General features: G+C 45.0%; 12 protein-coding genes. 6 read left to right on the forward strand and 6 right to left on the reverse strand.

Features of this window, described 5'->3' with window-relative positions; genetic code table 11:
* The first annotated feature begins 23 nt into the window (after positions 1-23).
* Positions 24-1,376 (forward strand): CoA-disulfide reductase, encoded by a 1,353-nt coding sequence (locus N5C46_RS06715; protein WP_261751414.1) that lies wholly within the window; start codon positions 24-26, stop codon positions 1,374-1,376.
* A gap of 59 nt (positions 1,377-1,435) precedes the next feature.
* Here N5C46_RS06715 and N5C46_RS06720 read toward each other — a convergent pair whose 3' ends face one another.
* Positions 1,436-1,609 (reverse strand): hypothetical protein, encoded by a 174-nt coding sequence (locus N5C46_RS06720; protein ID WP_261751415.1) that lies wholly within the window; start codon positions 1,607-1,609, stop codon positions 1,436-1,438.
* 101 nt (positions 1,610-1,710) lie between these two features.
* Here N5C46_RS06720 and N5C46_RS06725 point away from each other — a divergent pair, with 101 nt between their 5' ends.
* The gene (locus tag N5C46_RS06725; protein ID WP_261751416.1) at positions 1,711-2,583 is read left to right on the forward strand and encodes an SDR family oxidoreductase; all 873 of its coding nucleotides are present in this window, start codon (positions 1,711-1,713) and stop codon (positions 2,581-2,583) included.
* A gap of 70 nt (positions 2,584-2,653) precedes the next feature.
* Here the strand turns inward: N5C46_RS06725 and N5C46_RS06730 are convergent, their stop codons facing one another.
* From N5C46_RS06730 to N5C46_RS06750, 5 genes are all read right to left on the reverse strand, one after another.
* Positions 2,654-3,685: a LacI family DNA-binding transcriptional regulator gene (locus N5C46_RS06730; RefSeq protein ID WP_261751417.1), complete on the reverse strand. Its 1,032-nt coding sequence runs from the start codon at positions 3,683-3,685 to the stop codon at positions 2,654-2,656.
* Positions 3,686-3,810: 125 nt separating this feature from the next.
* Positions 3,811-5,346: an alpha-amylase family glycosyl hydrolase gene (locus N5C46_RS06735; RefSeq protein ID WP_261751418.1), complete on the reverse strand. Its 1,536-nt coding sequence runs from the start codon at positions 5,344-5,346 to the stop codon at positions 3,811-3,813.
* Between the two features lie 38 nt (positions 5,347-5,384).
* Positions 5,385-6,227, reverse strand: coding sequence for a sugar ABC transporter permease (locus tag N5C46_RS06740; protein ID WP_079534824.1), 843 nt, complete (start codon positions 6,225-6,227; stop codon positions 5,385-5,387).
* 1 nt (position 6,228) lies between these two features.
* Positions 6,229-7,515: a carbohydrate ABC transporter permease gene (locus N5C46_RS06745; protein WP_261751419.1), complete on the reverse strand. Its 1,287-nt coding sequence runs from the start codon at positions 7,513-7,515 to the stop codon at positions 6,229-6,231.
* A gap of 150 nt (positions 7,516-7,665) precedes the next feature.
* A complete protein-coding gene (locus tag N5C46_RS06750) occupies positions 7,666-8,943 on the reverse strand; it encodes an extracellular solute-binding protein (RefSeq protein ID WP_261751420.1) in 1,278 nt (425 codons plus the stop codon).
* Between the two features lie 292 nt (positions 8,944-9,235).
* On the opposite strand from N5C46_RS06750, the gene N5C46_RS06755 reads away from it, so the two are divergent.
* The 4 genes from N5C46_RS06755 to N5C46_RS06770 all read left to right on the forward strand — a co-directional run bounded on the left by N5C46_RS06755 (position 9,236) and on the right by N5C46_RS06770 (position 14,522).
* Positions 9,236-10,996 (forward strand): alpha-glycosidase, encoded by a 1,761-nt coding sequence (locus tag N5C46_RS06755; protein WP_261751421.1) that lies wholly within the window; start codon positions 9,236-9,238, stop codon positions 10,994-10,996.
* A 111-nt stretch (positions 10,997-11,107) separates the two neighbouring features.
* On the forward strand, positions 11,108-12,463 hold the full coding sequence (locus N5C46_RS06760) for an MATE family efflux transporter (protein WP_261751422.1): 1,356 nt from the start codon (positions 11,108-11,110) through the stop codon (positions 12,461-12,463).
* 269 nt (positions 12,464-12,732) lie between these two features.
* Positions 12,733-13,074, forward strand: coding sequence for a P-II family nitrogen regulator (locus tag N5C46_RS06765; RefSeq protein WP_098441062.1), 342 nt, complete (start codon positions 12,733-12,735; stop codon positions 13,072-13,074).
* A gap of 62 nt (positions 13,075-13,136) precedes the next feature.
* Positions 13,137-14,522 carry an ammonium transporter gene (locus N5C46_RS06770; protein WP_261751423.1) on the forward strand — a complete coding sequence of 462 codons (1,386 nt, stop codon included), beginning with the start codon at positions 13,137-13,139 and terminating at the stop codon, positions 14,520-14,522.
* Positions 14,523-14,608 lie beyond the last annotated feature (86 nt).

Raw genomic sequence — 14,608 nt, forward strand, 5'->3', positions numbered from 1 at the left:
TTCTTTCATTTAGGAGGAAAAACATGAAGAAAAAAGTCATCATCATCGGTGCCGTCGGCGGTGGGGCGACGACAGCCTCTCAAATCAGGAAGCTCGACAATGATATCGAGATCATCCTGCTCGAGAAAACCTCTTACTTATCCTACGGAGCCTGCGGCATGCCCTATTACCTGGGAGATGTAATCAAAGACAGGGAAAGTCTATTTGCCGCCACTCCTGAACAATTACATACCAAAAAGAATATTGACGTCAGAATGCATCATGAAGCGTTAAAAATCAATCGCGAAAAGAAATCTTTACTTATCAGGGATCATGACCGCAATGAAGATTACGAGGAAACCTATGACTATCTCGTCCTTGCAACGGGAGCCTCCCCCTTTATACCAAATATTCCGGGGATCGACCAAATCCCGTCTTTCCATCTCAGAACCGTCGAAGATATGGACAGGATCAAGCAATTCCTAGAGACCTCCAAACCCGATTCATGCACCATCATCGGTGGTGGATTCATCGGGGTCGAAATGGCTGAAAACTTCACTCATCTAGGAATGAAGGTGAATATCGTCGAAAGGTCTGAGCACGTCATCAGTATCATTGATGAGGAGACAGCTGCAGGATTGCAGAATCATATCACGGAAAAAGGGGTAAACCTGTATACGAAAGATGGTCTGAAAGAAGTACTGCCGGAGAATACATTAAAACTCGACAGCGGTGAAATGTTACAGTCCGACTTCATCCTTCTTTCTGTCGGAGTGAAACCCCGGAACCACCTGGCGAAGGATGCCGGTTTATCAATCGGGAAATCAGGTGGGGTCATCAGCAATGAGTACATGCAAACGGACGATGATTCCATTTATGCAGTCGGGGATGTCGTCGAGTCCATCGACTTCGTTGACAATGCGCCGAAACAGGTACCCCTTGCCTGGCCGGCTCATCGGCAAGCCTATATAACCGCTAAGCACGTAACCGGGGACCCTGTCCCTTTCAAGGGAATGCTTGGAACGGCGATTGCCAAAGTATTCGATCTTTCCATCGCTTCAACGGGACTGGGAGAAAAAGAATTAAAGAAAAAAGGCTATACCTATCAAACCGTCGTGCACGAAGGGAAGTCCCACGCCGGCTACTACCCCGGGGCTCATGACGTATATGTCCGCGTCCACTTTTGTCCTGAGACCGGTAAGATCTTCGGGGGAAATGTGGTGGGCGGTGAAGGTGTCGATAAACAAATCGATATCCTGGCCACTGCCATCTACGGTGGACTCTCGGTCACCGAACTACAGGAAATCGAGACCTGCTACGCCCCTCCCTTCTCTTCACCTAAGGGAATGTTGAATATGATTGGATATAAGGCTGCTGGAAAGATGAATAAGAAATGATTGGAGGCAGGCTACTCGTTGGGGTAGCCTGCTTTTTGTGTCGGGTAGTTTTTGTTTGCTTAATAAGTGAGTCGCTCTTCGGAATATGGATAAATTTGTTGATTGGCTGGATTCTGGTTCAGAACGGCTGGATTCCATGTCATTCCGGCTGGATTTTCTGTAAAATCGGCCGGATTTTTCATTTGAACGGCTGGATTATTGATTGAATCGGCTGGATTCCCCCTCAGGACCACCTAAATCCCCCTAACATCCTCTAAAAAAAACACGTTAATAATTATTTTTTCCGGGTAAACACTATTTTAAGATAACCTAAATCCCTAAAGGAGTGTTTTCATTGTCTCAACAACAACAAAACCAGAAACAGACTTTTCCCCCTCAGCACCAGGATCACCAGCCTGGTACGGTGGATGAAATGAACCCCCAGCCCATCCATACGGATCAAAACTATAAAGGCAGTGGGAAGCTTGATGGAAAGGTCGCACTCATCACAGGAGGCGACAGCGGGATCGGACGGTCGGTTGCCTGGTACTTCGCGAGGGAAGGCGCACATGTAGCAATTTCGTATTTGGACGAGAATGAGGATGCGAATAAAACGAAGGAACTGGTAGAAGCAGAAGGCGTCAGATGCATCCTGTTACCAGGTGATGTGGGAAGTTCGACATTTTGCAAAGATATCGTGAATAAGACGATATCCGAGTTCGGAAAACTTGATATCCTCGTGAACAACGCTGCTGAACAACACCCTCAGTCAGGACTTGTGGATATCAGTGATGAACAGTTGGAGCGTACATTCAAAACGAACATCTTCTCCATGTTCTATTTGACGCGGGCTGCCCTCCCACATCTGAAGAAGGGAGCCTCGATCATCAATACGGCTTCGATCACAGCATATAAAGGAAACAAGGATCTGATCGATTACTCTTCTACCAAAGGCGCCATTGTCAGCTTCACCCGTTCACTGGCTGAAAACATTGCCGCAGATGGAATCAGGGTGAACGGGGTCGCTCCAGGACCGATTTGGACTCCGTTGATACCATCGACATTCAGTTCACAAAAAGTGTCGGAATTCGGAGCGAATACACCCCTTGGACGGGCGGGACAACCGTTTGAATTAGCACCTGCCTACGTATATCTTGCCAGTGATGATTCAAGCTACGTGTCGGGACAGATGATTCATGTGAATGGCGGTACCGTCATCAATGGATAAGACGAAAAGCGACTGAGGTCCATGACCCCCCTTCTTTTTTGAGGGGATCATCACTTCAGTCGCTTTTTTTTTAGGACTTCCCTTTCCGTTCACCACAGGTACACCGGGTCACTAGATGGTGAGGAACAATGATTCTCTTGATTGGTTCTTTTGGATTCTCAATTTTCTGGATCAGGCTTTTTGCAGCTTCATTCCCAAGATTATAAATATTGATATCCACTGATGTAAGCGGTGGTCTGGACATTTCCGCCAGGAGAACATTATTGAAGCTGACAATGGAGATGTCTTCCGGGACGCGAATGCCCATCTCATCCAATGTGTTCAAGACCCCAAGCGCCATCAGATCATCGGCCACAACCAGGGCAGTCGGGGGGGCTTCCAGCTGCATGAGCTCTTTGATGGCTTCACGCCCCCCTTCCCGAAGGAATTCTTCGTGTATGATATATTCGTCCTTCATATCGATCCCCGCATCACGGAGGGACTTCTCGTACCCTAACAAACGCTCGACGGTCACAACAAGATTCAGGTCTCCTCCGATGAAGCCGATGCATTCATGTTTAAGCTCGAGGAGGTAGTCCGTCACTTCTTTCGTTGCCCGGTAGTTGTCATTATCCACATGTGTGATTTCTTCACAATATTTATACGGCTTCCCGACGACAACAAAGGGGAAATCACGATTTTTCAAGTAGTTCATCACTTTGTCTTCTACCTTTGAATACAACAGGATGATTCCGTCCACCCGTCCACCCTGTACCATCTGGACGACCCCTTCGTAGATTTCCTCTTCCGATTGGCCCGTGGACATTTGAAGGGCATACTGTTTTTCCTGAGCCCCTTCACTCAACCCTCTTAAGACAGTCGGAAAGAATGGATTTTGCGAGAAGGCACTGGCGGAACCCGGTAATACCAGACCGATAACCTGTGTGGACTGATTGGCCAGGCTCCTTGCAATGAAGTTGGGATGGTACCCAAGTTGCTCCATCGCTTCCCGGACTTTTTGTTTTGTTTTTTCACTAATTCTAGGATTGTTTGCGATCACACGTGAAACCGTAGATGGCGCTACGTTTGCAAGCTTTGCAACATCCTTGATGGTAACAGCCATTTATTCCACCCCCCTTTATTAAAAAATGAGGACCCGCAGGCGGGCTGCTCATTCATACAATTAAAACGCTTCCAATTCTTTATGGTTAAAATGGCAGCAGGGCTCATCTTAAGGGCCCTGCTCTATTACCGTTTCTTCGATTTCCCACGTTTCTTTACAAGATACAGGAAGAGGAAGAATAGGAAGTACATGATTCCCAAAGCGATCAGGTACGGATAATTCAGTCCGCTCTTGTTTTTGAGCAAGTAGATTTCCGACTCTTCTCGATCGAGGACTAGATGATAATTTCCATCCTTGTCGCTGCGGACCAGGTCATCACTGATCAATCCTTTCAGCTCATGATTATCCGCCAAATCGTCTTCAGTTAATTGAACATTTTGTGTTTCACTCGTATTGTTGATGGCTATGACGATGGTCTGATCTTTATATATACGCTTAAAGATTCCCATCCCGTCTTGATTGTAGATCGGTGTGATATCCCCTCTCGTCAGTGCGGGGTATTCTTGACGAATTTCACCTAACCGGGTGATATAATCCATCAGTTCTTTATCAGCCCTGAAATTCATAAAGCGGCGGTTGTCAGGGTCATTCCCTCCGTCCATCGCTATTTCAGAACCGTAATAAACAATCGGGATTCCCGGGGTTGTATACATATACGTGAGGGCAAGCTTCCATCTTGTTCCAGGGAAGAGCTTCTCTTGAACAATCATTCTCGTAAATCGTTCCATATCATGATTATCAATGAATGTTCCCATCACATATGGATTGTCATAGAACGTTTCATTGTATTTCCAAAAGTTGAATAACCGATCCATGGATGTATCGGGCTTTTGGAAGACGGAACGCATTTCTTCCGCTTGGGGAACATTGACGAATCCATCGATCCCTGTCCCATTGTAGGCAGCGATTTTTTCCGGGTCCCGGTCGAATACTTCACCTAACAGGTAGAAGTCTTCTTTTACCGACTTCACCTCTTCGCTGAACTCATTCCAGAACTCCTGCGGGACATGACGTACAGTATCCAGACGATACCCATCGATATCGGTTTCTTTGATCCACCACTTTGCCGCATCGAATAAATAATTTTTCACTTCGGGATTTTCTGTATTTAAATCGGGAAGATCATATAGCCAGGCATTCTGAAGACTTTCTTCATTATTGAAATTCATCGGCTGCTTCTCATGGAACCAGTCCTTTTTTTCAGGGTCATTCACCCAGGGGTGTTCCGGCCCGACATGATTCACCACAAAGTCCAGCATCACTTTCATATCCCGTTTATGGGCTTCTTCCACAAGCTTCTTGAACGTCTTCATGGAGCCGAAATGTTCTTCGGTTTTGTAGAAGTCCGTAATCCAGTAGCCGTGATAACCCATCGGTTGATTATCAAATATGGGGGTCAGCCAAATGGCAGTGAATCCCATATCCTTGATGTAATCCAATTTATCGATGATTCCTTGGAAATCTCCGCCCTGATAGGCTTTCGGGTCCTTCGTGTTAACATCTTTATCATTGCTTGTATCCCCATCATTAAAGCGATCGACCATCAGAAAATAAATGGTCTCATCCTGCCATTTTCGTTCTTCTTTTTCAACTGCACCTACCGGAAGGGCGTAAAAAAGAAGAAACGGGACTAAAATGAGAGATAATACTCTTCTTTTCATCTCCGCTCCTCCTATAAATGTTAGTAACGCCTATAAGATTATCCTTTTGTACCCCCTGCCGTCAATCCTGAAACGAAGTATTTCTGGAAGAACAGGAATAATAGGGCAATCGGTACGGCAATGAGTACTGATCCGGCAGCAAATGTTGTAAACTCTGCCCCGAATTGTTTGGCCACCATATCATAAAGGGCAACCGGTAGTGTATACATCTTTTCTGAACGTAACAGGATACTTGCAATGATAAAATCTGCGAATGGGGCAATGAATGAAAACAGTGCCACAACCGCAATGATCGGTTTCGCAAGAGGCATGACGATCTGGAAGAAAATGCGCAAATGTCCCGCTCCGTCCATCTTGGCTGATTCATCCAGCTCTTTCGGAATCGTATCCAAATATCCTTTCATCAACCATGTGTTCATAGGGATTTGACCACCCACATATACAAGGATCAATCCGATATGAGTATCTAAAAGTTTTGTTAACAGCGCTAATACGAAAATCGCAATCAGCGCGGCAAAGTTCGGAATCATTTGCAGGATCAGGAATGTCATCAACCCATTCTTACGTCCAGCGAATCTGTATCGGGAGAAAGAATAGGCGGTCAGACTGACCAGTAAGACGGTTAGGGCCATCGTAGATAAACTGACCTTCAATGAATTCCAGTACCAAAGCATATAATTACTTTTTTCGAGATCAAATAGTTCCTTATAATGGGCCAATGTTGCATTCTTCGGAATGATGGATGAACCGGATAAGCTTTGTCCCGGGTTGAATGATGATCCGATGATCCAGGCAACCGGGTAAAGGATGATGGCAAACATGATTCCGATGGCTGCGTATGAAAGTGTTAAACGTATGAGTTTCTGTCTCTTCATATTCATATTACATCATATCCTCTTCTTGGAATGATTTTGTTCTCTTGAACTGCCAGATCGCTACAGTGATGACGATGATGGACAACAATAACGTAATGGCAGCGGCTTTCGAATACTGTGCGGATGTCATCGTCAGACTGTAGATCCAGGAGATGAGGATATCCGTCCCACCTGCATTTTGGCCGGTTAAAGCCGGTCCACCGCCGTTGAATAAGTAAATGACGTTAAAGTTATTAAAGTTAAACGTATATTGCGTAATGATGATCGGTGCCGTTGCAAACAGGACAAGTGGCAGCGTGATATTCTTGAATTTCTGGAAAGCCGATGCCCCATCGACCGTCGCTGCTTCATAAAGTTCATCGGGAATCGATTGAAGCACCCCTGTTGTCATGGCAAAGATGAACGGGAAGCCGAGCCATGCCTGAATTCCGATCAACGCGATTCGTGTATACATCGGTTCGGTCATCCAAGGTAATCCTTCAATACCGAAGAAGCCCAGGATGTCACGGTTGATCGTTCCGAAAGATTCGTTGAACATTCCGGCGAAAACGAGGATCGAAACAAAAGCCGGTATTGCCCAAGGCAGGATGAATACCGTACGGATGATGGCTTTCCCTTTTAAATCCTTTTGATTAACAAGGATCGCAAGGAATACTCCAAGTGCCACTTGAAGCGTTGTCGCCCCGAACGTCCAAACGAGTGTCCAGGCAAGTACGGTGATGAACGTTTCTCTCCATATATCAATCTTGAAGATATCAACAAAGTTTTGAAGCCCTACCCAGTCGACCAGTTTAGCCGGTGGTGAGTGATACAGATCGTAGTTTGTAAACGCCAGTAATACTACGAAGATGATCGGGAAAATGACGACGAATACGAGTAGTAAAAAACCTGGAGACATAATGAGATATGGAAATCCATTATCAATCAGATTTCTGTACTGCTCGCGGATCGTGCTAAGCTTCTCCCCCCTGTCCCGCTTTTCTCCATTTTTATACGCATCCCTGAGATTAAACAGATAAAAACCGATTCCAAAAATAGATACTATGATTGCCAAGATACCGTATACCATTAAGAAAATGGAATGATCTCCGTATGATACATCTGTCCCAAGGGTCGTAATCCCCCATAATCCGTAGCCGATCAGGTCTCTGAAGACAAGAATAAAGGCAGCTGTCATGATCAGGAAGAATCCGCCTTTTAGAAATTGTCTATGATACATCTGACCTAAACCAGGGATTAGGGAAAGGGCCAGCGCTGTTCTTTTATGATTTGTTTGATAGGATTGTTGCTCCATCCTATATTCCCCTTTCTACGTTCACAGTTATGATAAGCTTCAAGAGCTTTTTAAGAAAAGAAAGCTTTTTTTCCTTAAAAAGCCCTTGAATAGGTCTTTAAAAGGATAGCAGTACCCCTCAATAATGAGAAGGTACCGCTATGGTTATGATTAGTTGGAGTGGTTCGCATCAATGTTTTGCTGAATTTGCTTCACTGCTGCATCAAGAGCCGCTTTCGGTTCCTGCTTACCTGTTACAACCGTTTGAAGTGAATCAGCCATTGGTCCCCAAACTTCTCCCATCTCAGGGATGTTCGGCATTGGAACCGCATATTGAGATTGCTCAGCAACCGCTTTTGCACCAGGATTGTCAGCGATCGCAGGATCGTCGATCAGACCTTGGTTTGTTGGAACTTCCTGTGTTTGTTCGAAACGTAATTTCGCATACTCATCTTGAGTAATGAATTCGATGAATTTTTGAGCCCACTCTTTGTTTTTAGAGTAGCCTGACACATGCCAGCCTTTTACACCCATGAATGTTTTCATCGGCTCTCCGTTAGGAAGCTTAGGCATTGCAGCAATACCGATATCGATACCGGCATCTTTATATCCTTGGAATGACCATGGTCCGTTCATGACAGATGCCACTTTTCCTTCTCCGAAAAGACCGTCAAGTGCAGATCCACCGTTTTCCCCGATGATCCCTTTAGGGAATAAACCTTCTGTGTACCATTTTTGGATGTATTCAGTACCTTCTACAGCACCATCATTGTTTAAGCCAAGATCTTTCGGGTCTAATGCCCCATCTTTTTCCGCAAATACATATCCGCCGAAACCACCCATAGGTGCATGTGCGAAATAGAAGTTATCCCATAATGCTAAGAAACCGTAGTTTCCATCTTTTGTGAAATCTTTAGAGAATGTGTATACTTCATCCATTGTTTTTGGTGCTTCTTCCATCAACGCTTTATTGTAAATGAAAACAGGCGTTTCTGAAGATTTTGGAAGACCATATAATTTACCATCATAGCTCTCAGCCGTCATGGAAGATTCAGTGAAACGCTTTTCAATGTCCCCGTCGACTTCTAAAGGAGCGATATGCCCTGCAAGAGCAAGTTCACCGATTTGGTCATGTGGTAATGTCAAAACGTCAGGACCTGTCCCTGCAGGACCGTCTAAACGTAATTGTTCTTTCATCTTAGTAGCCATTTCGACTTCTTTCACTTCAACCTTGATACCAGTTTCTTCTTCAAACTTGGCACCTACTTCATCCAGCCATCCGATTTTCTCTTGATCTTCCCAGACAACCAGTTTTTCAGGTTTGTTCGCATCGTCAGCTTTTTTCTCTCCGCTGTCACTTTTTGATCCTTCCTCACGGTTTGGACCACAAGCAGCGAGCGCCCCCAGTACAAGCATGATTACCATAAGCAATGATAACGCTTTCTTCATTTCGACCCCTCCTAAGTATGGTGAAACTATTAATTCATGTTTTAGATTGAACAAACGCTTGCACACACTATGACTTAATCTCTAAAGATATCGCTTACATTCTTTTGTGAAAACGATTGCACAACCTACTTCTTATTATACAAACTAAATCTCCTTTGACAATACTTTTTTTGAATTTTTTTGTGTTTTAACAGAAAGGAAAGAAAACGCTTTACTAGTTTGACTGCCTATCATTGACAACATTGTTGGTTTGGAATACTCTTTAATGGAATGAATAAGAGGAGGATGTACGATGCTACTGGAAGCCATCTATCATAGACCGAAAGATAATTATGCATACGCTTGCACAAATAATGAATTACACATACGGATTCGCACAAAGAAACAGGATGTTGAAACCGTTACTCTCCTCCACGGAGATCCCTATCAATGGGAAAATGGACAATGGCTATATGATCGTAAGGAAATGGTTTTAACCGGAACGGATCAGTTGTTCGATTATTGGTTCGCTTCCATATCCCCTCCTTTCAGACGGCTTCGTTATGGTTTTCTCCTCGATGACGCTACGGAAGAAGTCTTTTATGGAGAAAAAGGATTTAATGAGGCCCCTTCTACTGATATAGGGGATTATTTCTGCTTCCCGTTCCTGAATACTATCGATGTCTTTCAAGCACCCCAATGGGTGAAGGATACAGTCTGGTATCAAATTTTCCCTGAGCGATTCGCAAATGGGAATACAGAGAATGATCCGGAAGGGACACTGGATTGGAATAGCGCAGAACCCACCCCGACCAATTTTTTCGGAGGGGACTTAGAAGGCGTGATCCAGAACATCCCTTATTTAAAAACGCTTGGAATCTCCGGGATTTACTTTACACCGATCTTTAAAGCGCATTCCAATCATAAATACGACACAATCGATTATTTCGAGATTGATCCCCAGTTTGGGACGAAGGAAACATTGAAGGAATTAATCAAGGTCTGTCACCAGCATGATATCAAAGTCATGCTCGATGCCGTCTTTAATCATAGCGGCTTCTACTTTGAGCAGTTTCAGGATGTGCTGGAAAAGGGTAAGGATTCACCTTATAAAGAGTGGTTCCATGTACATGAATTTCCATTAGATATAGAAAGTTCGCCTCCCAATTATGATACCTTTGCATTCGAACCTTCCATGCCGAAGCTAAATACTGAGAATGAAGAGGTGCGAAATTATCTATTGGAAGTTGGCCGCTACTGGATAAAGGAATTCGATATCGATGGTTGGCGTCTCGATGTAGCCAATGAAGTCGATCACCACTTCTGGCGTGAATTCCGAAAAGAAGTAAAAGGTTTAAAGCCGGAGCTGTATATCTTAGGGGAAATCTGGCATGATTCCATGCCCTGGCTGCGTGGAGATCAATTCGATGCTGTCATGAATTATCCTTTTACGACCAATCTATTGAATCTGTTTGCCCACCAGACCATTTCTGCTTCTCAATTTGCAGAAAACATGACATCTGTCGTTCATATGTATCCTAAGAATGTAAATGAAGTAAATTTCAACCTTGTCGGTAGTCACGATACACCACGGGTATTAACAGAGTGCGGCGGAGATATCCGACGCGCTAAACAAATCTACTCGTTCATGCTCTCCTTTACCGGCACACCTTGTATTTATTATGGTGATGAAATCGGTCTGACAGGTGAACAGGATCCAGGATGCCGTAAATGCTTCCCATGGGAACAGGAACATCATAACGAGGAGCTCTTCGGGCATATACAGAAACATATCGCCCTTCGGAAGAAATACCCGCTGTTAAGCAACGAAGGAAATCTGACGTTCTTACCCGGTGATCTTCATGAGCATTGCCTTTCATTCACCAAGTCAAACGGAGAGGAAACCATCTTTGTTCTATTAAACTGCAGTGAAGAATCGACCACCTACTCCCTTCCTTTTGAGTTGAAAGGAAAGAAGATCACCAATCTGTGGACCGGAGAAGATTTTGCTGCAGAAGCAGAGTCCATCGAGGTCGCACTCGAAGGGTATGGGTTTGCCATTTTGAAATTCTAATGATGCTTATTTCCTAAAAAGAGGGACTACACCTTAACGGTTAGTCCCCTTATCTATTTCATATGTAACGAATGCCGGTGTATGCCCCCGGTAAGCTAAAGGAGAAAAACTATGAGCAATAACCAAAGAAACATGACCCTCTTTGCCTTGACCTGGCCGATCTTCATTGAAATTTTTCTTCATATGCTGATGGGAAATGCGGATACGTTAATGCTGAGTCAGTACTCGGATGACTCGGTAGCAGCCGTCGGGGTCTCCAATCAGATCCTTTCTCTCATCATTGTGATGTTTGGATTTGTCGCGACGGGTACAGCCATCCTCGTAGCCCAGCATCTCGGGGCGGATGAGAATCGCATGGCAGGGGAAGTGTCGATCGTTTCCATTGCTGTCAATCTACTATTCGGACTCTTATTGAGTATCGCCCTTGTATTTTTCAGTAAGCCGATCTTATCATCAATGGATCTCCCCCGTTCACTGATGGATGAAGCTTCTTCCTATTTAAAAATCGTGGGAGGCTTCGCTTTCATCCAGGCATTGATCATGACTGCAGGAGCCATCATGAGGAGCTACGGCTATACAAAAGACGCCATGTATATCACAATCGGCATGAATATCATCAATGTGATCGGAAACTACCTATTTATTTTTGGACCGTTCGGTGTCCCTGTATTAGGCGTAGAGGGTGTGGCGATTTCCACCATCACCTCGAGACTGATCGGATTCATCGTGAGTATCATCGTGATAAGGAAACGGATCCCCACTGCTCTTCCATTCAGAAGACTATTGAATCTACCACTCTCTCACGTTAAAAATTTGTTGAGGATCGGTGTCCCCTCTGCAGGGGAGCATCTTTCCTATAACGGGTCACAAATGGTCATTACTTACTTCATTGCGAGTATCGGGACCAATGCTATTACGACGAAGGTTTACGCCCAAAACCTGATGATGTTCATTTTCTTATTCAGCGTCGCCATCAGCCAGGGAACACAAATCATCATCGGACACATGATCGGTGCCAGGGATTTTGACAGTGCTTACGAACGATGCCTTAAAAGCTTAAAGATCGCAATCATCATCTCGCTCATCATGGCAGGGATTTTTTCCGTTGCAGCAGAACCTCTCCTTCGCATATTTACGAGCAACGAAGAAATCATTTCCCTTGGTAAAACATTGATCTATCTGACCATCATTCTCGAACCGGGAAGAAGCTTTAATTTAGTGGTCATTAACGCACTTAGGGCAACAGGTGATGTACGCTTCCCGGTCTATATGGGGATATTATCCATGTGGGGAGTGAGCGTCACACTTTCCTATATCCTCGGAATCTGGTTCGGACTCGGACTTATCGGAATCTGGATCTCCTTCATCGCCGATGAATGGCTGCGGGGCATCATCATGCTCAAACGCTGGCGATCCAAAGTATGGATCCATAAACGATTTGTCCAACATGATAAAAATACCGTTTAGAGGGACGGACCTTCCTTCAGATGGTGGCAAACTTACTCCCCACCCTCCCATCATAAAAATAGAGTCAGCTCTCTAGTCGAGCTGACTCTTTTTTCCTGCAAATGAAAACGCCCTCATTCACAAATGTTATGTTTTTTTACATAAAAACGCTTTCATTGCAAATTAATACTTGAACTTTTGTTATTTTCTGAATATGATAAATGATATAACTTATTCATGTCATAAAACCTAACATGAAAAAATCAAATGTACAAGAGGAGGAAATCACATTGAAAAAAGTGGAAGCGATTATTCGTGCAGAAGCATTTCTATCCCTGCGAGAAGCATTATGTCTTCGTGGATTCAGCGGCCTGACAGTATCAGAGGCAGCCGGGTGTGGAAAACAAAAAGGGAAACAGGGGATATTCAGGGGGAATAAATTTGAGCTGCAGTTAGTCCCCCGCGTAAAGGTGGAAATGATCATCGACGATGGACAGGTGGAAGACATCATTGATCTCATCGTTGAACATTGCAGTACGGATACCGTGGGTGACGGTAAGATTTTCATTTATCCCGTCGAAGATGTCATCCGTATCCGCACAGGCGAACGAGGAAAAAAAGCCGTTTTGTAAATCACTTCTTTCTTCACTCAATCATTTAGCCGCTTTACCAAACCAATACTGGAGGGATTCCATTGATTAAAAAAATTACGTCGCTTCTGTTCCTTTCACTTTTTGTGAGCACTACCGCTTTCGCAGCTGCCCCTACCGCAGAATCTGTTCAAGCATCCGTCGACTCCCTGTGGGTCATGATCGCTGCAGTCCTTGTGTTCTTCATGCACGCCGGATTTGCCATGGTCGAGACCGGATTTACCCGCGCCAAGAACTCTCTTAATATCCTCATGAAAAACTTCTTAACTGTAGCCATTGCCTCTGTTCTTTATTTCATCGTAGGGTTCGGATTTATGTTCGGTGGATCTTCAGGCGGCCTCATCGGCACGGACAGCTTTTTCCTATCAGGACGGGAAGACATCGGTTTCTTCTTATTTCAATCCGTCTTTGCCGCTACTTGTGCCACGATCATTTCGGGAGCCGTGGCTGAACGCATGAAACTCAAAAGCTATATCCTTTTGACCATCGCCATGACAGGAATCATCTATCCGATCGTCGGACATTGGGTGTGGGGGGGCGGCTGGCTTTCTGAGCTTGGGTTCGTCGATTTCGCCGGATCTACTGTCGTCCATTTAACGGGTGCAGTAGGCGCATTCATCACAGTCCTATTCCTTGGATCCCGTGTTGGGAAATACAGCAAAGGAAAAGTGAATGTCATCCCGGGCCATAATATTCCCATCGGGGCCCTCGGTGTGTTCATCCTATGGTTCGGCTGGTTCGGGTTTAATGGAGGAAGCAGCCTGGCCGCTGATCCCACCCTTGTCCCGCACGTCATCACGACGACCTTATTTTCAGCTTCCGCCGCCATTCTTTCATCCGCTTTTTACACGTTGATCCGATTCAAGCGAATTGATCCATCCCTAACATTAAATGGTGCCCTCGGCGGACTGGTCGGAATTACCGCCGGCTGCGCCAATGTATCTCTCACAGGCTCACTCCTGATCGGTCTGATCGCGGGAGTCGTTTTAGTCGAGGCTGTCACCTTCATCGATTCGAAATTGAAAGTCGATGATCCTGTCGGAGCCATTGCCGTTCATGGAATTTGTGGAATATGGGGTACAGTGGCTGTGGGATTATTCGACGTCCAGAACGGACTTTTATATGGTGGAGGCGCTGCCCTGGTCGCCACTCAAGCCCTCGGGGTGTTGGCCGTCATTGCCTGGACGTCTGTCACCGTTGGCGGATTCCTATTCATCGTAACAAGAGTATCAAGTATTCGTGTCTCCCGTGAAGAAGAACTTTCAGGGCTGGACTTTACGGAGCATGGCTCCAATGCCTATGAATTAAAGGATACAGTATTGGAATCGAACGTTTCTTCCACTTCCCCATTCGGATCTGACTTAGTCGAGCGCTTGAACTCGATCGGAACGGGAAATGTGAGTGATATGAATCAACGGAACACAATCTGATTTTGAGTAAGAGCTGCTACATGCGGCTCTTTTTTCTTTTCCAATATGGGTCCGGGACAACAATAAGCTCATATGGAAGGCATCCG

The sequence above is a fragment of the Rossellomorea vietnamensis genome (assembly GCF_025398035.1).
In the GTDB taxonomy this organism is placed as follows: Bacteria; Bacillota; Bacilli; order Bacillales; family Bacillaceae_B; genus Rossellomorea; species Rossellomorea vietnamensis_B.